The following is a 24,002-nucleotide window of genomic DNA, read 5'->3' as shown; positions in this document are numbered from 1 at the left end:
AGTCGGAAGATTGCGTTCGCTGTCTATTCCCGATTGGCGACTGCCGATTGCCGGCTGCCTTTACTCCGCAAACGTCACCCACTCGTCCAGCGGCGCGCGGTCGGTGCGGAAGGTGGCTTCGGGCTTCGACGTGTCCTCGTAGCCGAGCGCCATGCCGCAGACCACGACCTCTTCGTCGGTAATGCCGAGCACCGGACGGATCTGCCGGTGATAGGGCGCGAAGGCCGCCTGCGGACAGGTGTCCAGCCCCCGCGCCCGTGCCGCGATCATGATGTTCTGAAGGAACATGCCGTAATCGATCCACGAGCCCTGGTTGAGCCGCCGGTCGATGGTGAAGATCATGCCCACCGGTGCGTCGAAGAACACAAAGTTGCGGTCGTGCTGCGCGCGCATGCGGTCGACCTCGCGCCGGCCTATGCCCAGCACGCTATAGAGGCCGAAGCCGTTGGCGCGGCGGCGCGTCAGATACGGCTCGAAGAACTGGTCGGGATAGTATTTGTATTCGTCCCACTCGGCCTTTTCGGCGCGGATGCCGCAATTCAGGATCGCGTCGCCGATGCGCTGCTTGACTGCACCCGTGGCGACATACACCCGCCAGGGCTGCATATTGGTGCCGGACGGCGCGCGGGCGGCCACTTCGAGTATGTCGCGGATCGTCGCCTCATCGACCGGGCGGGGAAGAAATGCCCGTACCGAGCGTCTCGACACGATCGCCGCGTCAACGCTCGCTACGGTATCCGTGTCGGCAATGGTCTTGTCAGGGGCCAGCATGCTCACCCTCTCGCCAGGAATCGCGCCTGCAGCCCCTCTCGCATTCGCCGGCCTGCCTTGCCCCAAGCGCCGGTTGTCCGCAAGCAAATCTTGGCAGGTGTGAAATTCCGCTTGATTTTTTCAGAGCACGAGGCTCTCATGAAATTCATACGGAAATTTTCATGAAAGTTCCAACGTGGCGCAACCGGCCGCAAAATCGGAATCGCAGAAGCCTGAAGCCGCCGGCCATGAGCATCTTCTGGCGGGCGACATTCGCGCGCTGCGCAAGGCACGCGGCCTGACGCTTACGGAGATCGCGCTCGAGCTCGGCCGTTCCGTCGGCTGGGTGAGCCAGGTGGAACGCGGTCTGTCGATGCCTTCGCTGGCGGACATGCGAGCCTTCGCGACCCTGTTCGACGTCCCCATCAGCCTGTTCTTCGGCCACGACGTTCCCGAGGAGAGCGAGCGGGGCGCCGTGGTCCGCGCCGGCCGGCGCCGCACCCTCGGCACGCGCGAGACCGGCCTGGTCGAGGAACTTCTGTCGCCGGACCTTGGCGGCAGCTTCGAGATGGTGCGCTCGGAATTCGCGCCCGGCGCCGAACTGCCGACGCGGTCACTCAGGCAGACCGAGGAAGCAGGCTATATCGTTTCCGGCGTCTTCGAGATCGAGATCGACGGCGTCTGGCACAGGCTTGGGCCCGGCGACAGTTTCCGCTTCGAGAAGAAGACCCACCGCTGGCGCAATCCCGGCACCGAACCGGCGGTCGTCATCTGGGTGGTTTCGCCACCGGTGTATTGAGGAAATTGGGAGGTTCGACATGGCGGAACTACCGGCACGGGCGCGCGTGGTCATCATCGGCGGCGGCGCCGTCGGTTGTTCTGCGCTCTATCACCTCGCCAAGGCCGGCTGGACCGACTGTGTTCTGCTGGAAAAGAACGAGCTGACCTCCGGCTCGACGTGGCACGCCGCCGGCAACGTGCCGACCTTCTCGACCTCCTGGTCGCTGATGAACATGCAGCGCTATTCGACCGAGCTTTATCGCGGGCTGGCGCAGGCGGTCGACTATCCGATGAACTACCACGTCACCGGCTCGCTGCGCCTCGCCCATACGGACGAGCGCATGCGCGAATTCCAGCGCGCCAAGGGCATGGGCCGCTACCAGGGCATGGACATCGACGTCATCGGCGCGGACGAGATCGTCAAGCGCTACCCATTCATCGACACGCATGAGCTGAAGGGTGCGCTGTACGATCCGAACGACGGCGACATCGATCCCGCGCAATTGACACAGGCACTCGCCAAGGGCGCTCGCGACCTCGGCGCGAAGATCGTGCGCTTCTGCCCGGTCACCGGCGTACGGCGCGAAAACGACGAATGGGTGATCGGGACCGAGAAGGGCGATATCCGCTGCGAGATCGTCGTCAACGCGGCCGGCTACCGTGCGGCGGAAGTAGGAAAGATGTTCGGCCGCGATATCCCCATGATGGTGATGAGCCATCAATACATATTGTTCGAGGAAATTCCCGAACTGGCCGCATGGTCGAAGGAAGCCGGGCACAAGCTGCCGCTGCTGCGTGACGTCGATACGTCCTGGTATCTGCGCCAGGAAAAGAACGGCATGAACCTCGGCCCCTACGAGCGCAACTGCCGTGCCCATTGGGCGTCGTCGGACGATCCCATGCCGGCGGATTTTTCGTTCCAGCTCTTTCCGGACGATCTCGAACGACTGGAATGGTATCTGAACGACGCCGTCGGGCGTGTGCCGATCCTCGGCACCGCCGGCCTGTCGAAGGTCATCAACGGTCCGATCCCCTACGCGCCGGACGGCAATCCGCTGATCGGGCCGATGCCGGGCGTGCCGAACGCCTTCGAGGCCTGCGTCTTCACCTTCGGCATCGCCCAGGCCGGCGGGGCCGGCAAGGTTCTGGCCGAATGGATCACCGAAGGCGCGACCGAATGGGATATGTGGTCCTGCGATCCGCGCCGCTTCACCGCCTTCGCTTCCGAACCGGACTACGCCGTGGCCAAGGGCATGGAGGTCTACGGCCACGAATACGCCATCCATTTCCCGCGCCATGCCTGGCCGGCCGCGCGCGGTCGCAAGCTCTCGGCCATCCACGACCGCATCGCCGCGTTGGGGGCGCAGTTCGGCGTCGCCAACGGCTGGGAGCGCGCCAACTGGTATGCGCATCCCGGCGACGACACGTCCGAGGAATCGACCCAGACTTTCCGCCGCGACGGCCCCTGGCAGAAGCGCATCCGCGAAGAATGTCTGGCCGTCCGCGACGCCGCCGGCATCCTCGATCTGCCCGGCTTCGCACGCTTCCGGCTTGCCGGCGACGGCGCACGCGACTGGCTGTCCAGCCAGATCACCGGCATCGTGCCCAAGCCGGGACGCATCGGCCTCGGCTACTTCGCCGACGACAAGGGCCGGATCGTCACCGAAATGTCGATCATGGCGATCGAGGAGAACCTGTTCTTCCTCATCACCGCCGCCGTCGCGGAACAGCACGACTTCGAATGGCTGCGAAGTCATTTGCCGCAAGGCACGTCAATGACGCTGGAAAACGTCACCGAGCGGTTCTCCTGCCATATCCTCACCGGGCCGAACGCGCGGAAAATCCTGTCCGAAGCGTGCGACGCCGACCTGTCTCTCCCCTGGCTCACGCACCAGTCCTGCCGGATCGGCGGGCGCTGGCTGCAACTGGTGCGCGTTTCCTTCGCCGGCGAACTCGGCTGGGAACTGCATACCAAGGTGGAAGACACCGCCGCCGTGTTCGACGCCGTCTGGAATACCGGGCAGAAGCACGGGCTGAAGCCGTTCGGCATGTTCGCACTGGATTCGCTCCGGCTCGAAAAAGGCTACCGCGCCTGGAAGCAGGACCTGTCGACCGACTACACGGTCCTGCAAGGTGGACTGGAGCGCTTCGTCAAATGGGAGAAGCCAGATTTCCGGGGCAAAACGGCGCTTGCCAATGAAAAGCAGCGGGGCGTCGCCAAACGCTTCGTCACATTGGTGATGGAGAATCCCGGCGAATGCGACGCACCCTACATGTCGACGCTGTGGAGCGGCGGCAAGATTGTTGGCGAAACGCTGTCAGGAGGCTGGGGCCACAGGGTGGACAAGTCGATCGCGCTCGGCATGATCCGGGCCGACCTCGCCGAGCCCGGTTCCACCGTCGAGGTCGAGATCTTCGGCGACCGCTTCAAGGCCGTCGTGCAGAAGGACGAGCCCCTGTGGGACCCGAAGAACGAAAGGCTGCGTGCATGACCGAGCCCCTTTTCGACCGCTCCTTCGGCGCATTCCTGTTCGACATGGACGGGACGATCCTCGATTCCATCGCCGCCGCCGAGCGCGTCTGGTCCGTCTGGGCGACAAGGCACGGCATCGACGCCGCCAGCTTCCTGCCGACCATCCACGGAATGCGCGCGACAGAGACGATGCGCCGCCAGAACCTCGCCGGCATCGATCTGGCGGCCGAGGCCGCGTGGCTCACGCAGGCCGAGATGGACGACGTCGAGGGCATCACCGCAATTTCAGGCGCTGCTTCATTCCTGAATGGCCTGCCGGGTGACCGCTGGGCGATCGTCACGTCCGCACCGCGCAAGCTGGCCCTGCGCCGGCTGGAAGCGGCCGGCCTGCCGGTGCCGGCCATGATGGTGACCGGAGAGGAGGTCGAAAACGGAAAGCCGGCCCCAGACTGCTTTCTGCTCGCGGCCAGCAGGCTCGGCCTCGATCCGGCCGACTGCCTCGTCTTCGAGGACGCGCCCGCCGGCATCGCCGCCGCCGAAGCGGCCGGAACCGCGCTGGCGGTGATCACGGCCACACACCGTCATCCCACCGAAATCCGCCACCCGACGTTGACCGGCTACGACGATGTGCGTGGTCTCCCTGACCAAAACGGATGGCTGACGGTTTCGCGGCAGGTGCGGCTCCTCGAAAAGGCGGAGGCCTGACATGCCGAAGCCATCGAAGCGGATTTCCGGCATCATCCCCTCCGGCAAGGACGGCTGGGAGGTGCATTTCGCCGCCATGACCCGCAGCCAGGCGGGTGAGGACATCGTCATGCTGTCCGTCGGCGATCACGACTTCGATACGCCCACCGAAACAGTCGAGGCCTGCGTGACGGCGCTGCGCGCCGGTCACCATCACTACACGCAACTGGCGGGCCTGCCGGCGCTGCGTGAGGCGATGGCACGCATCTCGACGCTTTGCACCGGAGTCCCGACGAGGCCCGATGAGGTCATCGCCACGCCGGGTGGCCAGTCGGCGCTCTACGCAGCCGTGCAGGGCGTGATCGACAGCGGCGACCACGCCATCGTCGTGGCGCCCTATTACGCGACCTATCCCGGTACCTTCCGCGCGGCGGAAGCCGGTTTCACCGTGGTCGAGGCGCGGCCAGAGGATGGTTTCCAACCGGATGCCGCCGCCATCGAAAAGGCCGTGCAGCCGAACACACGCGCCATTCTCCTCAACACGCCGAACAACCCGACCGGCGCGGTCTATACGCGGCAGTCGCTGGAGGGTATCGCCGACGTCTGCCGGCGCCATGACCTGTGGTTGCTGTCCGACGAGGTCTACTGGACGCTGGGCGGCGGCGAGCATGTCTCGCCGCGCTCCCTGCCCGGCATGGCCGAGCGCACGCTGGTCATCAACTCCATGTCGAAGAGCCACGGCATGACCGGCTGGCGCCTCGGTTGGCTGACCGGGCCGGCGGAATTCATCGCGCTCCTCGTCAGCCTCAACCTCGTCAACACCTACGGCCTGAACGACTTCATCAGCCGCGCGGCGATCGAGGCGTTGAACGGGGACTTCGGCGTGAAGGAAATCGCCGGGCTCTATGCGGCGCGCCGTGCAGTTTTCCTCGACGCGGTACGCGGGATGAACGATGTGACGGTGCGCGGCTCGGACGGCGGCATGTACGTGATGCTCGACATCTCGGCGGTCGAGCCGGACGACGAGAAATTCGCCTGGGCCTTCCTCGATACCGAAAAGGTGGCGGTCATGCCCGGCTCCTCCTTCGGCGAGGCGGCGGCGGGGCACATCCGCATCAGCCTGTGCCAGCCGGAAGACGTGCTGCGCGAGGCCGCCAACCGGCTTCGCCGTTTTGCTTCGACCTACCGGAGCAAGGCGGCTTGATTCCACCTCTCATCTCACCCCCACCCCTAACCCCTCCCCTCAAGGGGGAGGGGAAGCTGCCGCGCCCTGAATCCCCCTCCCCCTTGAGGGGAGGGGTTAGGGGTGGGGGTGCCTCGCTCAAACGCTGTGCGTCGATACGGATCACACAACCATGACCTCGCTCCCCTCCAAAGCCCGTGTCGTCATCATAGGTGGCGGCGTCGCCGGCTGCTCGGTCGCCTATCATCTCGCCAAACTCGGCTGGACGGACATCCTGCTGCTTGAGCGCAAGCAACTCACCAGCGGCACGACCTGGCATGCGGCGGGGCTGATCGGGCAGCTGCGCGCCTCCTCAAACATGACCCGGCTCGCCAAATACACGGCCGATCTCTATGTCCGGCTGGAGGAAGAAACCGGCGTCGCCACCGGCATGCGCCAGTGCGGTTCAATCTCGGTCGCGCTGACCGAGGAGCGCAAGGAAGAGCTTCTACGGCAAGCCTCGATGGGCCGTGCCCGTGGCGTCGAGGTGGAGGAAATCTCGCCCGCCGAGTCCAAGGAAAAATACCCGCACCTGGAAATCTCCGACGTGGTCGGCGCCGTGTTCATCCCCAAGGACGGCCAGGGCGACCCGGCCAATATCACCCAGGCGCTGGCCAAGGGCGCGCGCATGAACGGGGCGCGCATCGTCGAGCAGGCCAAGGTGCTGGAGATCCACAAGGACAACGGTCGCGTCACCGGCGTTACCGTCGAGCATGAAGGCGAGACGACCCGCATCGCCTGTGACCACGTCGTCAATTGCGCCGGCATGTGGGCGCATGGCGTGGGCCGCATGGCCGGCGTAACGGTGCCGCTGCATGCCTGCGAGCATTTCTACATCGTCACGGAAGCCATTCCAGACCTCGGCCGCCTGCCGGTGCTGCGCGTGCCGGACGAGTGCGCCTACTACAAGGAGGACGCGGGGAAAATCCTGCTCGGCGCCTTCGAGCCGGTGGCGAAGCCGTGGGGCATGGCGGGCATCCCGGAGGATTTCTGCTTCGACCAGTTGCCGGAGGATTTCGACCATTTCGAGCCGATTCTTGAGAAAGCGGTGAAGCGCATGCCGCTGCTCGCCACCGCCGGCATCCACACCTTCTTCAATGGTCCGGAGAGCTTCACTCCGGACGACCGCTACTACCTCGGCGAGGCGCAGAACCTGAAAAACTTCTGGGTCTGCTGCGGCTTCAACTCCATCGGCATCCAGTCCTCCGGCGGCGCCGGCATGGCGCTGGCGCAATGGATGGAGGACGGCGAGGCGCCTTTCGACCTTTGGGACGTCGACATTCGCCGCGTCCAGCCCTTCCAGGGCAACAGGACCTACCTCTACAACCGCTCGGTCGAGACGCTCGGCCTGCTCTACGCCGACCATTTCCCCTATCGCCAGCCGGCGACGGCGCGCGGCGTGCGGCGCTCGCCGCTGCACGAGCATCTCAAGGCGCGCGGCGCCGTCTTCGGTGAGACGGCCGGCTGGGAACGCGCCAACTGGTTCGCCCGCGAAGGCCAGGAGCGCGAGTACCGCTATAGCTGGAAGCGGCAGAACTGGTTCGACAATGCCCGCGACGAGCACATGGCCGTGCGCACCGACGTCGGCGTGTTCGACATGACCTCCTTCGGCAAGATCAGGGTCGAGGGGCGCGACGCGCTGGCCTTCCTGCAAAGGCTGTGCGCCAACGACATGGACGTGGCGCCGGGCAAGATCGTCTATACACAGATGCTGAACGCGGGCGGCGGCATCGAAAGCGACCTCACCGTCACGCGGCTTTCCGAGACGGCCTTCTTCCTCGTCGTGCCGGGCGCCACCCTGCAGCGCGACCTCGCCTGGCTGCGCCGGCATCTCGGCGACGAATTCGCCGTCATCACCGATGTCACCGCCTCCGAAAGCGTGCTGCCGGTGATGGGGCCGCGGGCGCGCGACTTGATGAAGAAGATCAGCCCGAACGATTTCTCCAACGAGGCTTTCCCGTTCGGCACCGCGCAGGAGGTCGAGGTCGGCATGGGCCTCGCCCGCGCCCACCGCGTCACCTATGTCGGCGAGCTCGGCTGGGAGCTTTACATACCGACCGACCAGACCGCGCATGTTTTCGAGACGCTGGAAGCGGCCGGCGCGGATGTCGGCCTGAAGCTGTGCGGCCTGCACACGCTGGATTCCTGCCGCATCGAAAAGGCCTTCCGCCATTTCGGCCACGACATCACCGACGAGGACCATGTACTTGAGGCCGGCCTCGGCTTTGCGGTGAAGACGGCCAAGGGCGACTTCATTGGCCGCGACGCGGTGCTGCGCAAAAAGGAATCCGGGCTGGAACGCCGCATGGTGCAGTTCCGGCTGAAGGACCCGGAGCCCCTGGTCCTTCATAACGAGGCGATCCTGCGCGACGGCGAGGTCGTCGGCACCGTCACCTCCGGCAATTACGGCCATTTCCTCGGCGGTGCGATCGGCATGGGCTACGTGCCCTGCGCAGGCGAAAGCGAAGCCGAGGTTCTCGGCTCGACCTATGAGATCGAAATCGCCGGCGAGCGCTTTGCCGCCGAGGCTTCGCTCAGGCCGCTGTACGACCCAAAGTCCGAGCGGGTGCGGATGTAGGGCCGCAGCGTCACCTTCATCACTCTACATTGACGCGCAGCGCTGCCAAGTCGGCCGAAAGCCCGGCTATGCGCTCGTCGTCGATGCCGTTCCGCAGCCTTTCGTCGAAGGCCATCGCGGCATCTTTGAGCCGCAGGAAAAGCGCCTCCCCGGCTTCGGTCAACGTGACCTGATGCACGCGCCGGTTGGATGGGTCGCGGCGCCGGGTTAACAGGCCCTGCTTCTCCATGCCGTTGAGATGATGCGTCAGCGTCGCGCCCTGGATGCCAATCATCGTCGCCAGTTCGCGCTGGTTGGCGGCGGCCCGCGACTTGATCGACAGCAGCGTCAGCCACACCGGCAACGTGCCACCCGCCTCCTCGAGCGCGGCGTCGAAGGCCTGCGACACCAGTTTGGTCGTACGGAACAGCTCCATTCCGATCGGCGGTCTAATCGGCGTCTTCATTCAACAGGCTCCGGGAGGATCATCTCACATTACACATTGACATCAAACAGTTTGATATCTAACTATCGCATAGATACCCAGTGACGAGGAGAAGGGTCAGGATGTACTACGTCTATATCGTCGCTCTCGGTCTTCATGTCATGGCTGGCGTCTTCTGGGCCGGCACGACATTTACGATCGCCCGCGATCCCGAAATCAAGGCCGAACGCTTCTTTGGCCCGCAGATGGGGTCGGCAACGCTTGCGGTCATCACCGGCGCCCTGCTCTGGTATTTCTTCCACAATGGCCTCTTCGGTAACATGGAAATGGTGCTGGCGCTCGGCATTGTCTCCGCCCTTGCGGCAGCCGGCGTACTTGGTGCGCTGGTTGGCCCGGCCCGCGCGCAACTGGCCGGCGCTGCGCCGGAGAAGGAAACCCTGCTGCGCGCACGGATGGCCAGAGGCGAGCGCATCGCGGCGCGGCTCCTGGCGCTGACCGTGCTCTGCATGGCAATCGCCCGCATGTTCTGACCACCCCTTCCCAAACTCAATCCTGACGAAATCAAGGAACTCGCCATGAGCGATATAAGCATCGATGACCAAACAGGGCACCTTTTCCGGGTCGATAAGTTCGTCGTTCCAGCTTCGGGAAGGGAGGAATTTCTCAGCCGCGTTGCGCAGACCCATGCCGTCCTGAGAGCCCAGGACGGTTTCGTCCGCGACGTTATCCTGGAGCAACAGTCAGGACCGGGCGAATTCAACTTCGTCACACTGGTCGAATGGTCCGATCCGGACGTCCTCGACCACGTTACTGCGGAGGTCGCCAGCATGCACGAGAGGATCGGCTTCAACCCCCGCGAGACCATCGACTGCCTCGGCATCCGCGCCGACATTGCAAACTACCGCAGTCTCGACCTCTAGCCAGGGCCGCGGATGCCGATCGATACTAAATCCTGATGCCGTACCTGATGCCGTCATAGATGGCGGCGTGGATGTTGCGCGAGGCGACGGCGTCGCCGATGCGGAAGACCATGAAGCTGCCGTCCGGGTTCTTTTCGGGGAATATCTCGCCGCCTTTCACCAGCCGCTCGTAGTCCACCGCACCGAGATTTCGCGACGACGGCTTCAGCACCAGATAGAGATCGTCAAGCGGCAGCGTGCCGTGCTCGACAACGATCTGGTCGACGCGGCGCTCCGCCGACCAGCCTTCGGCGAAATCCGAGGAAAGCGTCGCAACCAGTTGATTTCCCTCGCGCCGTACCGCTTTCAGCCGCGTGTTGATGGTGATCGTGACGCCCTTTTCATGGAAGGCGCGCATGTAGGGAACGTGGTTCATGCCGCCCATTTCCGGCGCGAAGAAGCGCTCGGGCGAGACCAGTTCCAGCTTCGAGCCGGCATTGGCGATCACTTCCGCCGCGCCCATGCCCTGATGGCCGCCATTGTCGTCATAGAGCAGCACCGTCTCGGCCGACTTCACTGTGCCGGCCATGATGTCCCAGCTCGAGGTGACGAGATCGTCGCCGGCCTCCAGCGGCGGGTTCTGTGGCAGGCCGCCGGTGGCGATCACCACGACGTCGGGTGTCAGCGACAGCACGTCGTCCTTTTCCGCCCAGGTGTCGTAGCGGATCTCGACGCCGAGCCGTTCCAGTTCCGCCAACCGCCAGTCGACGATGCCGATCAACTCCTTGCGGCGCGGATTGTGGGTGGCGAGGCGCACCTGTCCGCCGGCCTGCGAAGATGCTTCGAGCACCGTTACGCGATGACCACGCTCGGCGGCCACGCGCGCGGCTTCCAGACCGGCCGGACCGGCGCCGACGACCACGATCTTCTTGGCCGGCCCATCGGCCTTGCGGATGACATGCGGAATCCAGGCCTCACGGCCGGTCGCTGCGTTGTGGACGCACAGCGCCTCGCCGCCCTCGTAGATGCGGTCGAGGCAGTAGGTGGCCCCGACGCAGGGCCGGATCTCGTGTTCCCTGCCCTCCATCACCTTCCTGACGATATGCGGGTCGGCGATGTGGGCGCGCGTCATACCGACCATGTCGAGCTTGCCCGTTGCGATGGCATGGCGCGCCGTCGCGACGTCGGAAATGCGCGCGGCATGGAAGGTCGGAAATTTCGTCGCCGCCCTCACCTCGCCGGCGAAGTCGAGATGCGGTGACGACCGCATGCCGGTGACCGGGATGACATCGGTCAGCGCCGCGTCCGTCTCGATATGCCCGCGAATGATGTTGAGAAAATCGACCTTGCCGGAATTCGCCAGCCGGCGGGCGATTTCCACCCCTTCTTCCTTCGAGAGGCCGGCGGAAAAGTCCTCGTCGGCGACCATGCGGATGCCGACAACGAACTTTTCGCCTACCGCCTTGCGCACGGCGTCGAGCACCATGTCGGTAAAGCGCAGCCGGTTGTCGAGCGAGCCGTTGAAGTCGTCGTCGCGGTGGTTAGTCGCAGGCGACCAGAAACCGTCCATCAGATGGCCGTAGGATTCGAACTCGATGCCGTCGAGGCCCGCGGCCTGGCAGCGCTGGGCGGCGCTTGCATAGTCGGCGACGATGCGCTCGATGTCCCAGTCCTCGGCCGTCTTCGGGAAAGAACGGTGCGCCGGCTCGCGCGCCGGCGAAGCGCTGAGCACCGGCAGCCAGTCGGCCTTGTTCCAGCCGGTGCGGCGGCCAAGATGGGTGATCTGGATCATCACCTTGCAGTCGTACTGGTGACAATCGTCCGCCAGTTCCTTCAGCCACGGCACGATGGCATCGTCATAGACGTGCAGATTGCCGAAGGCTGCCGGACTGTCGCGCGATACGACCGCCGAGCCGGCTGTCATGGTCAGCGCCATGCCGCCTTTCGCCTTCTCGGCATGATAGAGCCGGTAGCGCTGCTTCGGCATGCCGTCCTCGGAATAGGCCGGTTCATGGCTGGTCGACATGACGCGGTTCTTGAGCGTCAGGTGCTTTAGCTGAAAGGGCTGAAGAAGCGGATCGTTGCTGGCGTTCATATGCTGGCATTCCGATTACATGCTAGGAGCCGTCCGAAAAGGAGCCCACCCGATGACCACGACCGAAAAACTGACTCAACTCGGCGCACGCGTCGAGACTCCACGAAGCCCCGAAGAGGCGGTGCTGGAGATAGTGCCGTTCACGCGCGGCGACGGGGCGCCGGCGATCGTGCGCTTCACCTGTCCGGAATTCACGTCGCTCTGCCCGGTGACCGGCCAGCCGGATTTCGCGCACATCGTCATCGACTATGCGCCGGATTCCGCGCTGGTGGAATCGAAGTCGCTGAAGCTGTTCCTGACCGCGTTCCGCAACCACGGCGCCTTCCACGAGGACTGCACGGTCATGATCGGCCGCCGCGTTGTGGAGGCGACGGAACCGCTGTGGCTGCGCATCGCCGGCTACTGGTATCCGCGCGGCGGCATCCCGATAGACGTGTTCTGGCAGACCGGCGCGCCGCCCGAAGGCGCCTGGCTGCCGGAGACCGGCGTGCCACCATACAGGGGACGCGGCTGAGCCTATTCGCACTGGTACTGGCTGAGTTCCCACTCGCCGGTCACGGACAACAGGTCGAAAATCTTCCAGACGCCGTCCACCTTCCGGAGTTTCCATTCCAGCCGATGCGGCTTCCCGTCCTCGACGAAGGCCACGATCACCTTGGCAGCCTCGCCGTTCACCGCCTCCAGCGTCTTCAGGCTGGCCGCGATCTGCGCTTCGTCGGAAGCCGCGTTGTCGAGCGCCATATCGGGATCGAGGCAATCCCCCTGCCCCGATTTCTGCAGCGCCTCGTTGTCGTCCAGCACCTTCCGCGCCGGATCGATGAAATCGCCCCGCCGGGTGGGGGCGAGTTCCGATCCCGGTTTCTCGTAGAACGGCAGGACCAGCGCCGTGGGCGAGCCGGGCGCCGGGCGGGACGTGATGCCGCCGGCTGTCGGCGCCGGCTGGCTGGGCTGCGGCGACGGCGCCCCCAGAAGCCCGTCCGCGCGCAGAGCACCGGCGCCCGCAAGGAGGACCGAAGCGGTCACCAAACAAACGAGGAACCGCCGCCCTTCCAAGTCGGTCTATTCCAGGCTTTGCCCGGCCATGCACTGCAACAGGCTGAGCGTCCACCCGTTGGTCTTCGAGGCGATATCGGCGATCTTCCACTTGCCGTCCACTTTGCGCACAGACCAAACCATCTCGCGCTGTGCGCCCTCGGCTGCATCCGGAAAAAGGCTGAAAGTAGCGGTCACCGTTCCCTCGCCGCCGTTCAGGGTCTCGACCAGCCTGAGCGTCCTGTCGAGCGTCTTCTGGTCGAAATCCTGGGCGTCCAGACCGGGATCGAAATCGATGCAGGCGACCATGTCGGGGTTCTTCGCCTGCGCCTGGTCGTTCAGTTCGAACAGTTTCGTCACCGGCTCGGTGAAGCGGTCGCGGTATTTCGCGTCCGCCTCGAATTTCACCTGCGGCGTGTAGAAGAACTTCACAGCGTTCGACGCCGGTCCTGCGAAGGCCGGCGTTGCGAAAGCCAGGACGGTGAAAGCAAGCGACAGCCTCATAGGGTCCTCTCGAGAATCGACGGGCGCGACTGGTCAGTCGCCCCCGCCAACCCGGCTTTTTTGCGGCCGATGAAGTCGTCACAGCCTTATCACCGCTCCCGATGGGATCAAGCGTCGAGCCAGACGTTGTAGAGGTCCATCTCGAAGGTTTGATGGACGCCGTAGTTCTTCACCTTGCTGCTCATGTGGCTGAATAGTTTCTGCCAGTAAGGCTGGATGATGACGCCGGAGTCCTGCAGGATCTGCTCGAGGTCCTTCATCACCTCCTTGCGCTTGTCGACATCGTTGATCGACAGCGCCTCCTTGAGCTTGGCGTCGAACTCGGGGTTCGAATAGCCCGATTCATTCCATGCCTCTCCGGTCCGGTAGCCCAACGCCAACGTCTGGACGGCCAGTGGCCGCATGTACCAGATCGTCATCGAGTAGGGATACTTCGTCCAGTCGTTCCAGAAGGTCGAGCCCGGCAGCACCGTGCGCTTGACCTTGATTCCGGCCTCGCGCAACTGGGCGGCGATAGCATCGCCGGTGTTCTTCTGCCAGTCGTCCTCGATCGTGATCAACTCGTGCTCGAAGTCGGCCTGGCCAGCCTCGGCCATCAGTTTCTTGGCGCCTTCCATGTCCCGCGTCTTCTTGGGCAACGGATAGTATTCGGGCTGGATCGGGCTGACATGGTGGTTTTCGCCCACCGTTCCCCTGCCCTCGTAGCCGAGCTTCAGGACGACATTGTTGTCCACCGCCATCTGCAGCGCGTTGCGCACGCGCTGGTCGTCATAAGGCTTGTTGGTGACATTGGTGCGGGCGACCAGTGTCGTGGCGGTCGCCACCTCCGATTTCACCAGATCCATATTGTCCAGGATGTCGATGAAGTCGGCCGGCGTCTCCAGGTTGAGGTCGATTTCCCCGGAGTCAAAAGCGTTGACCGTGGCCGAGAAGTCGGTGCCGTAGTCGGTGAACTCGACGCCGTCGAGCGGCGCCTCGCCACCCCACCATTTGCCGTTCTCGCGCCGCTTGACGACCGCGCGCGAGCCCACGGCATAGGACACCAGTTCGAACGGCCCCGTACCTATCGGCTTCTTGATCGGGTCGGCTCCGTCGGCATCGAAATTGCGGTGCACGATCAGCGCCGGGTAGTCGGTGAAATTGGGAATGAGTGCGATGTCGGGCTCGGCCAGCTTCAGCTTGACGGTATTGTCGTCGACCTTGGTGATCGCACCGTCGCGCGCCTTGCCCGTCTTGGTGTCGATCAATCCGCCGACGCGCGCGGCCATCGAATTGCCGGCCGTTTCCTTCTCGCACCAGCGGGTGAGATTGTAGACGACATCATCGGCGTTGAAAGCGTCGCCATTGTTCCAGGTCGCGCCCTTGCGCACATGCAGCACGTATTCGGTGGCGTCGTCGTTGACGTCCCAGCTTTCCAGCAGCACCGGCTCGAAGGTGAAGTCGCGGGTGTAGCGGACCAGCGGCTCCAGCCAGGTGCGCGAGATGTTGGCGAGTTCGACCCAGTCGTATGTGCGCGGGTCTTTCTGGGCCTTGACCGGCATGGCCACCCGCAGCGTGCCGCCCTTCTTGGGCTCCTCGGCCAGCGCATGCGTCGGCGCGGCCAGTCCCGCCAGGCTGTAAGCGAGCGCCGTGGATGCCCCGAGCGCGCTGGCGATGGCCAGGAATTCGCGCCGGTCCATCCGGCCTTCGCGGGTCTCCTTCGCCATCTGCGTCACGGCCGGCGGCACCTTGCCGCCATTGTTCCTGAAAAATGCCATATCGTTCTCCCTCCTGTTCTTTTGAGACGATCGCCCGAAAAGCGGTCGCAGTTTCAGTTGACGGTTTCGGGAAGTTTCTCCTCCCGGCGCGCGATGAAATCCTTGAGACCTTCCGCTACGCTATCCTCCAATTTCGGCTCCTGATAGTCGGCGAGCATGTTGCGCGCCTTCTCGCGGCCGCGGGTATCGTGATCCTTCGCGCCCTCGGCATTCCACTGTTCATACGAGTTGAAGTCCATCAGGGTCGGCATGAAGAACGCAGATTCGAAATGGTCGAGCGTGTGCTGGGTTCCGAGGAAATGGCCTTGTGGCCCGACTTCGCGGATCGCGACGAGCGCTTCCTTGAAGTCGTCGAACGGCAGGCCGCCGGCATATTTGTACCAGCCGACGAGTTGCTCGCAGTCGGTGGCGAATTTCGAGTAGCCGCAGGTCAGGCCGGCCTCCAGCCAGCCGGCGGCGTGCCAGATGTAGTTGGCGCCGGACAGGATGGCGGCGTGCATGAGCATGTTCGCCTCGTAGCCGGCCTGGGCATCGTTCAGCTTGGAGCCGACATGGAAGCCGGAGGTGCGCCACGGCAGCCTGTATTTTCTTGCCAGCGCGCCCATCAGATACATCATCTGCGCGGCCTCCGGCGTGCCGCCCATCGGGGCGCCGGTCTTCATGTCTACCGTCACCATGAACTGACCGTAGAGTTGCGGCGAGCCCGGGCGCAGAAGCTGGGTGAACGCCACGCCGGCAAGCGCCTCCGCATTGACCTGCGCGACCGCGCCGACAGCCGAGGCGGACGTCGAGGCGCCGCAAAGCGCGAACGGCGCCAGGATCAGCGGCTGGTTGTGGCGCGCATAGACCTTCATCGCGTCCAGCATGGTGGCGTCCCAAACCAGCGGCGAGTTGCAGTTGGTGACGGAGACGAGGACGGAATTGTCCTTCACGAAATCCTCGCCGAAGACGATGCCGGCCATCGCCATCGTGTCTTCCGCCCGCTCCTTCGAGGTGACGATGCCCATGAACGGCTTGTCGGAATGCTTCAGCGCAGAATGGACGATATGGAGGTGGCGCTTCGGCACCGGAATTTCCATCGGCTCGCAGACGATGGAGCTGGAGGAATGCAGCGCCGGTGACATGTAGGCGAGCTTGTGGAAGTTCTGCAGATCCTCCAGCGTGCCGTAACGCCGGTTGTTGTCGAGGTCGCGGATATAGGGCGCGCCGTACATGGGCACGAAGATGGAGTTCTGGCCGCCGACCTTGACGGTGCGCTCGGGGTTGCGCGCGTGAAGGGTGAACTCCGGCGGAACCTTGGAGACAAGCTCCATCAGCAAGGCCCGATCGATGCGCACCCGCGTTTCGGAAACATCGGCGCCCGCCGCCTTCCAGAGCGAAATCGCCTCGTCGTCGCGAAACTCGCAGCCGACCTCCTCGAGGATCGCGAGCGATTCCTGATGGATCAGCTCGACTGCTTCATCGGGCACGATCTCGTAGACAGGAATATTCCTGACCAGGGTCGGGAAAGAGGCGATCGGGGCGGCCCGCATGGCCCTTCTGCCAACGCGACCACCGCCGCGGCGATGCGTGTGTTCGGCAGTTTCGATGGTTGGCGCTTCCATGCAACTCTCCATCCCTGTATCGGGCAAGCTTAGCGAAGCGAAATTTGGATGTGATGCTGGAAAATCCTGATTGCCTGTATAAGCTATGCTTATGCAGAACCTTCGCCACCTTCTGCCGTCGGCCGGCAATCTGATCGTCTTCGAGGCGGCCGGCCGGCTATCGAGCTTCACCTCGGCCGGCCGTGAACTCGGAATTACGCAGGCGGCGGTCTCCTACGCCATACGCGGGCTGGAGGACCAACTCGGCGTCCAGCTTTTCCAGCGCCGCCACAAGCAGGTTCTTCTGACGGACGCCGGCCAGCGCTTTCTGGCGGACGTCACGCTCGGCCTGTCCCATATCCGCAAGTCGGCCGAGGAATTGCGCGGACGCGCCTATGGAACGCATGTCACGCTTTCGGCCTCCACCGCCTTCGCCTCGTTCTGGATGATGTCGCGCCTGCAACGGTTCCGCGACGAACTGCCGGGGATCGACCTGCGCATCCAGACAGCGGACCGGGACGTGGACCTTCTGGCGGAGAACATTCCTCTCGGCATCCGCGGCGGCACGGCGGCGGACTGGCCGGACTACGAATTGCTGCCCATCGCGCCGGAGGAAATCTATGCGGTCGCCGGCCCCGGCTATGTCCAGCGCGCCGGGCTGCCGAAAACGCCGGCCGAGATCACCAACCACCACCTGATCCACCTGGAGGAGCCTTACCGGCCGGCGGCGACCTGGAAGGACTGGTTCCGGTCGGCCGGCATCAACGGCGCGGTGGCCCGGCGCGGCCTGACCATCAACGACTATGTGCTGGTCATTCAGGCCGTGATGGAAGGGCAAGGCATCGCGCTCGGCTGGCGGCATCTGACCGAGCGGCTGGTCGCCAGCGGCCTGCTGATGCGTATCACCGACCATGTCATGCTGCCCGACGCCAGCTTTCACGTGGCTTGGCCCAAGAACCGCGAACTGCCCGATGCCGCCAAGAGAGTGCGCGACTGGTTGGCGGCGCAGGGCTGAAGCGCCTCAGGCCGGCAGGCTACCGATGCCTTTCAGCGTTTCCCGTACGGCCTCCTGCCAGCCTGTATGCGGCTCGCGGCCGAGAAAGGCGACGAGTTTGGGGTTGGTCATGTGCAAAGGCACCCGCCACAAATAGCGCATTTCCTGCATCTCGCGAAACAGCGTGAAAAAGGGCGACGCCGCCGTGACCAGCCACCACGGAAAGGCGCGCGCCGGCAGGCCTGGATTTCCTATAGCGCCGCGGATCGCCTCGATCATGCGCGTGCCGTCCGCGTCCCAATGCCCTTCCATATGGAAGACGGCGAAGGGTTCCAGCGCCTCGCGGCGCTCGAGCAACTGCGCCACCGTCTCGCCGACGTCGGGCAGATAGGCCCATTGATGGCCGACGCCCCTGCGCCCCGGATAGCTGATCGAGGTCACGGGCCTGCCCGGCTTCACCAGTCCTTGCGAAAACCAGTTGTTGGCGGCATGCGGGCCGAAAAAATCGCCGCAGCGCAGGATCAGCGCCGGCGCGCCGGCCTTCGCGGCATCGCGCAGCCGTTTCTCCATCTTCACCCGAATGGCGCCCTTGCGGGTCCTCGGAGTCTGCGGCGTATCCTCCGTCGGGTTGGCGAAAGCGTCCGGTCCGAAATTGTAGACCGTGCCCGGCAGCACGACGCGCGCGCCGATGGCCGTCGCCACAGCGATGGTGTTGTCCAGCATCGGCAAGACAAGCTTGTCCCAGTCGCGATAGCCGGGCGGATTGACGGCATGGACGATGACGGCGACGCCGTCGGTGGCCGCGGCCACTTCGTCGCGCCGCATGGCGTCGCCTTTGACGAATAGCGGCGTGTTTTCCTTGTCGCGCCAACGCCTTGCGGCGCTTTCCACGTCGCGCACCAGGGCGCGCACGGTCCAGCCGCGCTTGAGAAGCGCCGAGGCGATTTCGCCGCCGACGCCGCCATTGGCGCCGAGGATGAGAGCTGTCTTGCCGGTCGAAGTCATGTTCGTCTCCTGTCTTGTGAGGAGAAGATGGACTGCCGATCGTTCGAATGGAATTGTCAAAGCCGTTCCATCGGGTAGTATAAAATGTATGAGCCCGTCGATCGGAGACTGGGAAAACCAGCGTGCCTTCCTGGCCGTATTGCGCGGCGGCAGCCTTTCGGCAGCCGCGCGCGAACTCGGCATTGCCCAGCCGACCGTGCGCCGGCGGCTGGAAGCGCTGGAAAAGGCGATGGGCAGTGCGCTGTTCACGCGATCTCCCTCGGGCCTGTCGCCTACGGACGCAGCCAGGGAACTCGGCGTGCATGCCGAAGTCATGGCCGCCGCCGCCGAAGCCTTCGAGCGCGCGGCCTCGGCCACGCCCACGGTCATCGGCGGCACGGTGCGCATCACGGCCAGCGAAATCGTCGGCGCGGAGGTGCTGCCGACAATGCTGGCCGGCCTGCGGGAAAAGCATCCGGCGCTGCGCTTCGAGGTTCATCTGAGCAACCGGACGCAGGACCTGCTGCGGCAGGAAGCCGACATCGCCGTGCGCATGGTGCGGCCCTCGCAGGCGGCGCTCGTCATGAAGCATGTCGGCGCGGTGAAGCTCGGCCTGTTCGCCCACCCCGCCTACCTCGCCGCTCACGGCGAACCACAGACGCTGGACGCCCTCGCGGACCTCGCGCTGATCGGCCCGGACCGGAAGGGTGACGAACTGCGCGCCTATACGGATATCTTCAGGCTGCCGCCGTCGCAGTTGCTGGCCTTGCGCACCGACAGCCATCTCGGACAACTGGCGGCCATTCGTGCCGGCTACGGCGTCGGGGTTTGCCAGACGCCGCTGGCCAGGCGCGAGCCGAAGCTGAAACGAGTGCTCGGTGCAGAGTTCGAGATGGACTTGCCGACATGGGTGGTCATGCATGAAGACCTGATGCGGGTGCCGCGCATCCGCGCGACCTTCGACCATCTGGTCGAAAGCCTGTCGGCATACTGCGCCGACAGTGCATAAGTCGGCACTATCCCTCCCTGGTCTGGCCTCCCCGGCCAGAATCCCGATATAAGCGGCCATGCCCATCCGCCAGCTTTCCGAAACGATGATCAACCAGATCGCCGCCGGCGAGGTCATCGAGCGTCCGGCCAGCGTGGTCAAGGAACTGGTCGAGAACGCGCTGGACGCAGGCGCGTCGCGCATCGAGATCGTCACTTCGGGCGGCGGCCTGAACCTGATCCGGGTGACCGACGACGGCGCCGGCATCGCCGAGCCCGAACTGGCGCTGGCCGTGTCACGGCACTGCACTTCGAAACTGTCCGACGACATCAACGCCATTAATTCACTCGGCTTCCGCGGCGAGGCTTTGCCGTCGATCGGCTCGGTCGCGCGGCTCACCTTGCGCTCGCGCACCGGAAGCGGCGACAGCGCCGCCGAGATCGCCGTCGAAGGCGGCCGCGTCTTCCCTGCAAAACCGGCCGCCGCCAACCGCGGCACGACGGTGGAAGTGCGCGACCTGTTCTTCGCCACGCCTGCCCGCCTGAAATTCATGAAAGGCGAGCGCGCGGAAAGTTCGGCCACCAGCGACATCGTCAAGCGTACGGCAATCGCCTTCCCCGCGGTGCGCTTCACGCTGGCCGGCACCGACCGAACCGTGCTGGAGCTTCCCGCCGCCGGTGACGATCCACAGGGCAGGCTCGAGCGCATCGCGCAGGTGATGGGCCGGGAGTTTCCGGAGAACGCGCTGGAGATCGACGCCCAGCGCGAAGGCATACATCTCTCCGGCCACGTCTCGATCCCCTCCTTCACCCGCGCCAACAGCCTGCAGCAATATGCCTATGTCAACGGCCGCCCGGTGCGCGACAAGCTGATCGCCGGCGCGATCCGGGGCGCCTATGCCGACGTTTTGCCGCGCGACCGCCATCCCGTCACGGTGCTGTTCTTCTCGCTCGACCCCGCACTGGTCGACGTCAACGTCCATCCGGCGAAGGCCGACGTGCGTTTTCGCGATCCGGGGCTGGTACGCGGATTGATCGTCGGCGCCATCCGGCAGGCGCTGGCCGGCGCGGGCATCCGCCCGGCCACCACCGGCACGGCCGGGATGATGGCGGCTTTCCGGTCGAAGGGAGCCGCACCCCATGCAGGGGCGGCCAGCCCGTATCCTCACGGCAGCGGCTTTCGCGCGTCCGGCGCGGCAGGGTTCGATCCCGGCGGCTCGCCATACAGGCCGCTCGACGGCGAACCGCGGAACCGAGGGTTGGACGGACTCGACGGTTTCGCCGAACCGGGCCAGACGGCTTTCGACGCCGGTCCGCTTGCCAGCGCCGATACGCGTGCCGGCTCGGACAGGCCGAGCGAGGCGCTGATGAGCCGGGAACTGGGCGCCGCCCGCGCGCAGGTGCACGAGAACTACATCGTCGCCCAGACGCGCGATTCCCTGGTCATCGTGGACCAGCACGCCGCGCATGAACGACTGGTCTACGAGGCCTTGAAGACGGCGCTGCACGCGCGCCCGCTGTCGGCGCAGATGCTGCTGATGCCGGAGATCGTCGACCTGCCGGAAGAGGACGCCGGGCGGCTTGCCCTGCATGCCGAAACACTGGCGCGTTTCGGCCTCACCCTGGAGCGGTTCGGACCGGGCGCGGTTGCGGTGCGCGAGACGCCGGCGATGCTCGGCGAGACCAACGTGCAGCAGCTCGTGCGCGACCTGGCCGACGAGATCGCCGACAACGACACGGTCGATACGCTGGTCGAGCGGCTCCATCATATCGCGGCGACGATGGCCTGCCACGGCTCGGTGCGTTCGGGGCGGATCCTGAAAGCCGACGAAATGAACGCGCTGCTGCGCCAGATGGAAGCGACGCCGGGCTCCGGCACCTGCAATCACGGGCGGCCGACCTATATCGAGCTCAAGCTCGCGGACATCGAGAGATTGTTCGGACGGCGATGAAGTAAGGGGCCGGCGTTCACCGACCCTCCCCCGCTGCAACTTTCTCGCATAACCCTCTGCTACCGCTTCAAATTCACCACCATCACGCCGCCGAGCGCCAGCGCGCCGCCGAAGATGCCGAGCAGCGTCGGCACTTCGCCGAGCCAGAAGAAGCCGATCAGCGTCGCGACGGGCGAGACCAGATAGAGGAAGTTCGAGGCGCGCGCCGCCGGCAGGCGCGACAGGGCGGTGGCCCAGGCGCTGTAGGCGATCGCGCTCGGCACGATACCCAGATAGACGACGGCGCCGATGCCGGCCATGTCGGCGACACGCGCCTCGGCAAGCCCAGATGCCAGGAACGGCGACAGGCAGAGCGCGCCGAGCAACATATTCGACGCCGCCACGGTCAGCGGATGATGGCGTGCGAACAGCGGCTTCTGCACGATGGTGTTGACCGCGCTGCACAGCGCCGAGCCGAGCACCAGCAGCGCGCCGGTCTCGACGCGCAGGCCGCCGCCTTCGCCAAGCGCGATCAGGCCGATGCCGGCGAAGGAAATAAACGTGCCGGCCCACGCCGTCAGCGAGAACCGTTCGCCGAGCAGCACCATCGCCATGAGCGCGGTGAAGATCGGGCTGACATTGATGATGAAGCCGGCCGCGCCCGCCGACACCGTCTGCTCGCCGAAATTGAGCATGGCCGTGTAGAGGGCGACGAAGACGGCGCCGCCGAAAGCGAACCGCCAGGATTCACCGAGGTTCGGCAGCGCGGGACGCTTGAGAGCAAGATAGATCGCCGCCGGGATCGCCGCGATGGCGAAGCGGAGCGCGCCGAGTTCGAGCGGGCTGAAGGCGTGCAGCCCGGCGCGGATCGCCGGAAAGGCGGACGCCCATCCGACCACCGTGACCGCGATCGCCAACCCCGCCTGCGCGTCCAGCCGCTGGCTGGCGTCCATCGTCGTCGTCGCCCCGCTCATGGGCCGTCCTCCTGAAACCGAGAGGCGTTATACCGCCCTGTCGGGCAACCAGACACCCGTTCCTTGCGGTTGACAAACGAAGGGATCGAGCATCACCTGTGAATATGGATCACAGCTTGGACCCGATGCTGCCGCTGGAAACGCTGCGCGCCTTCGACGCCGCAGCGCGCACCGGCAGCTTCTCGGCAGCGGCCGGCCAACTCAACCTCACCCACGGCGCCGTCAGCCGCCAGATCGCCAAGCTGGAGGGCTGGCTCGGGCTGAAGCTGTTCGACAGAGGCGCGCGCGGTGTCGAATTGACGTTGGAGGGCAACCGCCTGCATCTGCGCACGTCCGAAGCCTTTGCGCTGATCGCCAGCCATTCCGACCGCTGGGTCGAACCGCGCGGCACGGCGGTCGTGCGCCTGACGACGATCCCCTCCATCAGCGGCCTGTGGCTGATGCCGCGCCTGTCGTCCCTGGAAGGCGGAGATCCGAAGCTGCGCGTCATCCTCGACGTCGACATCAAGCAGGCGGACCTCGCCGACGAGGGCATGGACCTGTCGGTCCGCTGCGGGCGCGGCGGCGTGCCCGGCCGCGTGTCGCTGCAACTGTTCGAGGAACACGTCTTCCCTATCGCCTCCGCGGAACTGGCCGCTTCCATCGCCTCCGGCGATCCGGCGCGGCTCCTGAAATATCCGCTCATCCACGATTCGGACGCATCCGGCTGGCGCGCATGGTTCGCGGCGCAGGGAATGGATTATCGACCGCGTCCGCAGGATCGGCGCTTCGAAGACTACAATCTGGTGCTCGACGCCGCCGCCTACGGGCTGGGCGTGGCGCTGGCCCGGCCGCCGCTGACCGAACGGCAGATCGCATCGGGCCGCATCGTCGCGGTGGACCGGCGCACAGCCCTCAATCCCGTCTCCTATTGGCTGGACCGTCCGATGGCGCGTCCGCGCGCCGCCGCTGCCGAACTGGCGCGCCGCATCGGCGCGCTGGCCGGTGTCACGCCGGAACGCATCGAGACCTTCCTCAGCGAAGACAGGTGAAGGAAGCCGCCTTATACCGCGCTTGCAAAGCTTGACCCGTCGCGACATTTATGGCGGATGAAGCCGATGAGCGAGACTGTGCCTGCATGATGAACCGTTTCGAAGGCCCCGGCAGCCGCGAGGCCCGCATCCGCTATCTCGACGGCGATTTCCAGGTCGTCAGTCCCGGCTCGTTCGTGCGTTGCGCGGTGACTCACGAATCCATTCCGCTCGACGAGCTGAAATACTGGAGCGTTGCCCGTCAGGAGCCCTATCTCAACGCTGAAGCGTCGCTGCGGCGCGAGATCGAGGAAAATCCCGGCCTGCGCAGCCGGGGGTAA

General features: G+C 65.2%; 22 protein-coding genes. 13 read left to right on the top strand and 9 right to left on the bottom strand.

Annotated elements, in window-relative coordinates:
- Positions 1-60 precede the first annotated feature (60 nt).
- Positions 61-771, bottom strand: a complete 711-nt coding sequence (locus ABMA46_RS13195; protein ID WP_348999958.1) for a nitroreductase — start codon at positions 769-771, stop codon at positions 61-63.
- 175 nt (positions 772-946) lie between these two features.
- Here ABMA46_RS13195 and ABMA46_RS13190 point away from each other — a divergent pair, with 175 nt between their 5' ends.
- From ABMA46_RS13190 to ABMA46_RS13170, 5 genes are all read left to right on the top strand, one after another.
- Positions 947-1,549 (top strand): helix-turn-helix domain-containing protein, encoded by a 603-nt coding sequence (locus ABMA46_RS13190; protein ID WP_348999957.1) that lies wholly within the window; start codon positions 947-949, stop codon positions 1,547-1,549.
- Positions 1,550-1,568: 19 nt separating this feature from the next.
- Positions 1,569-4,022 carry a GcvT family protein gene (locus tag ABMA46_RS13185; RefSeq protein WP_348999955.1) on the top strand — a complete coding sequence of 818 codons (2,454 nt, stop codon included), beginning with the start codon at positions 1,569-1,571 and terminating at the stop codon, positions 4,020-4,022.
- A complete protein-coding gene (locus ABMA46_RS13180) occupies positions 4,019-4,708 on the top strand; it encodes an HAD-IA family hydrolase (RefSeq protein WP_348999954.1) in 690 nt (229 codons plus the stop codon). Before ABMA46_RS13185 ends, ABMA46_RS13180 begins: the two co-directional genes overlap by 4 nt.
- A gap of 1 nt (position 4,709) precedes the next feature.
- Positions 4,710-5,891, top strand: a complete 1,182-nt coding sequence (locus ABMA46_RS13175) for a pyridoxal phosphate-dependent aminotransferase (protein ID WP_348999952.1) — start codon at positions 4,710-4,712, stop codon at positions 5,889-5,891.
- A gap of 151 nt (positions 5,892-6,042) precedes the next feature.
- On the top strand, positions 6,043-8,487 hold the full coding sequence (locus ABMA46_RS13170; protein ID WP_348999951.1) for a GcvT family protein: 2,445 nt from the start codon (positions 6,043-6,045) through the stop codon (positions 8,485-8,487).
- Between the two features lie 19 nt (positions 8,488-8,506).
- Here ABMA46_RS13170 and ABMA46_RS13165 read toward each other — a convergent pair whose 3' ends face one another.
- Complete coding sequence (locus tag ABMA46_RS13165) at positions 8,507-8,932, bottom strand: MarR family winged helix-turn-helix transcriptional regulator (RefSeq protein WP_348999950.1); 426 nt, start codon at positions 8,930-8,932, stop codon at positions 8,507-8,509.
- Between the two features lie 101 nt (positions 8,933-9,033).
- Here ABMA46_RS13165 and ABMA46_RS13160 point away from each other — a divergent pair, with 101 nt between their 5' ends.
- Entirely contained in the window at positions 9,034-9,441 is a 408-nt protein-coding gene (locus ABMA46_RS13160; protein ID WP_348999948.1) for a hypothetical protein, read from the top strand.
- Positions 9,442-9,486: 45 nt separating this feature from the next.
- Positions 9,487-9,831: an antibiotic biosynthesis monooxygenase family protein gene (locus ABMA46_RS13155; protein WP_348999947.1), complete on the top strand. Its 345-nt coding sequence runs from the start codon at positions 9,487-9,489 to the stop codon at positions 9,829-9,831.
- 25 nt (positions 9,832-9,856) lie between these two features.
- Here ABMA46_RS13155 and ABMA46_RS13150 read toward each other — a convergent pair whose 3' ends face one another.
- Positions 9,857-11,905, bottom strand: a complete 2,049-nt coding sequence (locus ABMA46_RS13150) for an oxidoreductase (protein WP_348999946.1) — start codon at positions 11,903-11,905, stop codon at positions 9,857-9,859.
- A gap of 52 nt (positions 11,906-11,957) precedes the next feature.
- Here ABMA46_RS13150 and queF point away from each other — a divergent pair, with 52 nt between their 5' ends.
- Complete coding sequence (gene queF, locus ABMA46_RS13145; protein ID WP_348999945.1) at positions 11,958-12,419, top strand: preQ(1) synthase; 462 nt, start codon at positions 11,958-11,960, stop codon at positions 12,417-12,419.
- Between the two features lie 2 nt (positions 12,420-12,421).
- Here queF and ABMA46_RS13140 read toward each other — a convergent pair whose 3' ends face one another.
- The 4 genes from ABMA46_RS13140 to ABMA46_RS13125 all read right to left on the bottom strand — a co-directional run bounded on the left by ABMA46_RS13140 (position 12,422) and on the right by ABMA46_RS13125 (position 16,802).
- A complete protein-coding gene (locus ABMA46_RS13140) occupies positions 12,422-12,928 on the bottom strand; it encodes a hypothetical protein (RefSeq protein ID WP_348999944.1) in 507 nt (168 codons plus the stop codon).
- A 36-nt stretch (positions 12,929-12,964) separates the two neighbouring features.
- Entirely contained in the window at positions 12,965-13,441 is a 477-nt protein-coding gene (locus tag ABMA46_RS13135) for a DUF3828 domain-containing protein (protein ID WP_348999942.1), read from the bottom strand.
- Positions 13,442-13,548: 107 nt separating this feature from the next.
- Positions 13,549-15,198, bottom strand: coding sequence for an ABC transporter substrate-binding protein (locus ABMA46_RS13130; RefSeq protein WP_348999941.1), 1,650 nt, complete (start codon positions 15,196-15,198; stop codon positions 13,549-13,551).
- Between the two features lie 53 nt (positions 15,199-15,251).
- Positions 15,252-16,802, bottom strand: a complete 1,551-nt coding sequence (locus tag ABMA46_RS13125; protein WP_348999939.1) for a trimethylamine methyltransferase family protein — start codon at positions 16,800-16,802, stop codon at positions 15,252-15,254.
- Positions 16,803-16,893: 91 nt separating this feature from the next.
- Here ABMA46_RS13125 and ABMA46_RS13120 point away from each other — a divergent pair, with 91 nt between their 5' ends.
- The gene (locus ABMA46_RS13120) at positions 16,894-17,796 is read left to right on the top strand and encodes a LysR substrate-binding domain-containing protein (protein ID WP_348999937.1); all 903 of its coding nucleotides are present in this window, start codon (positions 16,894-16,896) and stop codon (positions 17,794-17,796) included.
- Positions 17,797-17,802: 6 nt separating this feature from the next.
- Here ABMA46_RS13120 and ABMA46_RS13115 read toward each other — a convergent pair whose 3' ends face one another.
- Positions 17,803-18,780 (bottom strand): SDR family NAD(P)-dependent oxidoreductase, encoded by a 978-nt coding sequence (locus ABMA46_RS13115; RefSeq protein WP_348999935.1) that lies wholly within the window; start codon positions 18,778-18,780, stop codon positions 17,803-17,805.
- A gap of 88 nt (positions 18,781-18,868) precedes the next feature.
- Here ABMA46_RS13115 and ABMA46_RS13110 point away from each other — a divergent pair, with 88 nt between their 5' ends.
- On the top strand, positions 18,869-19,768 hold the full coding sequence (locus ABMA46_RS13110; RefSeq protein ID WP_348999934.1) for a LysR family transcriptional regulator: 900 nt from the start codon (positions 18,869-18,871) through the stop codon (positions 19,766-19,768).
- Positions 19,769-19,826: 58 nt separating this feature from the next.
- The gene (mutL, locus tag ABMA46_RS13105) at positions 19,827-21,698 is read left to right on the top strand and encodes a DNA mismatch repair endonuclease MutL (protein WP_348999933.1); all 1,872 of its coding nucleotides are present in this window, start codon (positions 19,827-19,829) and stop codon (positions 21,696-21,698) included.
- A 59-nt stretch (positions 21,699-21,757) separates the two neighbouring features.
- On the opposite strand, the gene ABMA46_RS13100 is transcribed toward mutL, so the two are convergent.
- A complete protein-coding gene (locus ABMA46_RS13100; RefSeq protein ID WP_348999931.1) occupies positions 21,758-22,651 on the bottom strand; it encodes a DMT family transporter in 894 nt (297 codons plus the stop codon).
- 125 nt (positions 22,652-22,776) lie between these two features.
- Between ABMA46_RS13100 and ABMA46_RS13095 the strand changes: the two genes are divergently transcribed.
- Both ABMA46_RS13095 and ABMA46_RS13090 read left to right on the top strand, forming a co-directional pair.
- Positions 22,777-23,682: a LysR family transcriptional regulator gene (locus ABMA46_RS13095; protein WP_349000149.1), complete on the top strand. Its 906-nt coding sequence runs from the start codon at positions 22,777-22,779 to the stop codon at positions 23,680-23,682.
- 86 nt (positions 23,683-23,768) lie between these two features.
- Positions 23,769-24,002 (top strand): DUF2093 domain-containing protein, encoded by a 234-nt coding sequence (locus tag ABMA46_RS13090; RefSeq protein ID WP_348999929.1) that lies wholly within the window; start codon positions 23,769-23,771, stop codon positions 24,000-24,002.

The sequence above is a fragment of the Mesorhizobium hunchu genome (assembly GCF_040081975.1).
Lineage (GTDB): Bacteria > Pseudomonadota > Alphaproteobacteria > Rhizobiales > Rhizobiaceae > Mesorhizobium > Mesorhizobium hunchu.
Note: the sequence above shows the minus strand (reverse complement) of the source record. Positions and strands in the feature narration are given on the sequence as shown.

Coding starts and splice junctions, on each gene's coding strand:
- ABMA46_RS13115 (WP_348999935.1), bottom strand. CDS start 18,780: ATGACTTCGACCGGCAAGACAGCTCTCATCCTCGGCGCCAATGGCGGC.
- queF (WP_348999945.1), top strand. CDS start 11,958: ATGACCACGACCGAAAAACTGACTCAACTCGGCGCACGCGTCGAGACT.
- ABMA46_RS13175 (WP_348999952.1), top strand. CDS start 4,710: ATGCCGAAGCCATCGAAGCGGATTTCCGGCATCATCCCCTCCGGCAAG.
- ABMA46_RS13125 (WP_348999939.1), bottom strand. CDS start 16,802: ATGGAAGCGCCAACCATCGAAACTGCCGAACACACGCATCGCCGCGGC.
- ABMA46_RS13100 (WP_348999931.1), bottom strand. CDS start 22,651: ATGAGCGGGGCGACGACGACGATGGACGCCAGCCAGCGGCTGGACGCG.
- ABMA46_RS13185 (WP_348999955.1), top strand. CDS start 1,569: ATGGCGGAACTACCGGCACGGGCGCGCGTGGTCATCATCGGCGGCGGC.
- ABMA46_RS13135 (WP_348999942.1), bottom strand. CDS start 13,441: ATGAGGCTGTCGCTTGCTTTCACCGTCCTGGCTTTCGCAACGCCGGCC.
- ABMA46_RS13160 (WP_348999948.1), top strand. CDS start 9,034: ATGTACTACGTCTATATCGTCGCTCTCGGTCTTCATGTCATGGCTGGC.
- ABMA46_RS13165 (WP_348999950.1), bottom strand. CDS start 8,932: ATGAAGACGCCGATTAGACCGCCGATCGGAATGGAGCTGTTCCGTACG.
- ABMA46_RS13170 (WP_348999951.1), top strand. CDS start 6,043: ATGACCTCGCTCCCCTCCAAAGCCCGTGTCGTCATCATAGGTGGCGGC.
- ABMA46_RS13095 (WP_349000149.1), top strand. CDS start 22,777: ATGCTGCCGCTGGAAACGCTGCGCGCCTTCGACGCCGCAGCGCGCACC.
- ABMA46_RS13110 (WP_348999934.1), top strand. CDS start 18,869: ATGAGCCCGTCGATCGGAGACTGGGAAAACCAGCGTGCCTTCCTGGCC.
- ABMA46_RS13150 (WP_348999946.1), bottom strand. CDS start 11,905: ATGAACGCCAGCAACGATCCGCTTCTTCAGCCCTTTCAGCTAAAGCAC.
- ABMA46_RS13155 (WP_348999947.1), top strand. CDS start 9,487: ATGAGCGATATAAGCATCGATGACCAAACAGGGCACCTTTTCCGGGTC.
- ABMA46_RS13180 (WP_348999954.1), top strand. CDS start 4,019: ATGACCGAGCCCCTTTTCGACCGCTCCTTCGGCGCATTCCTGTTCGAC.
- ABMA46_RS13130 (WP_348999941.1), bottom strand. CDS start 15,198: ATGGCATTTTTCAGGAACAATGGCGGCAAGGTGCCGCCGGCCGTGACG.
- ABMA46_RS13120 (WP_348999937.1), top strand. CDS start 16,894: ATGCAGAACCTTCGCCACCTTCTGCCGTCGGCCGGCAATCTGATCGTC.
- ABMA46_RS13090 (WP_348999929.1), top strand. CDS start 23,769: ATGATGAACCGTTTCGAAGGCCCCGGCAGCCGCGAGGCCCGCATCCGC.
- mutL (WP_348999933.1), top strand. CDS start 19,827: ATGCCCATCCGCCAGCTTTCCGAAACGATGATCAACCAGATCGCCGCC.
- ABMA46_RS13195 (WP_348999958.1), bottom strand. CDS start 771: ATGCTGGCCCCTGACAAGACCATTGCCGACACGGATACCGTAGCGAGC.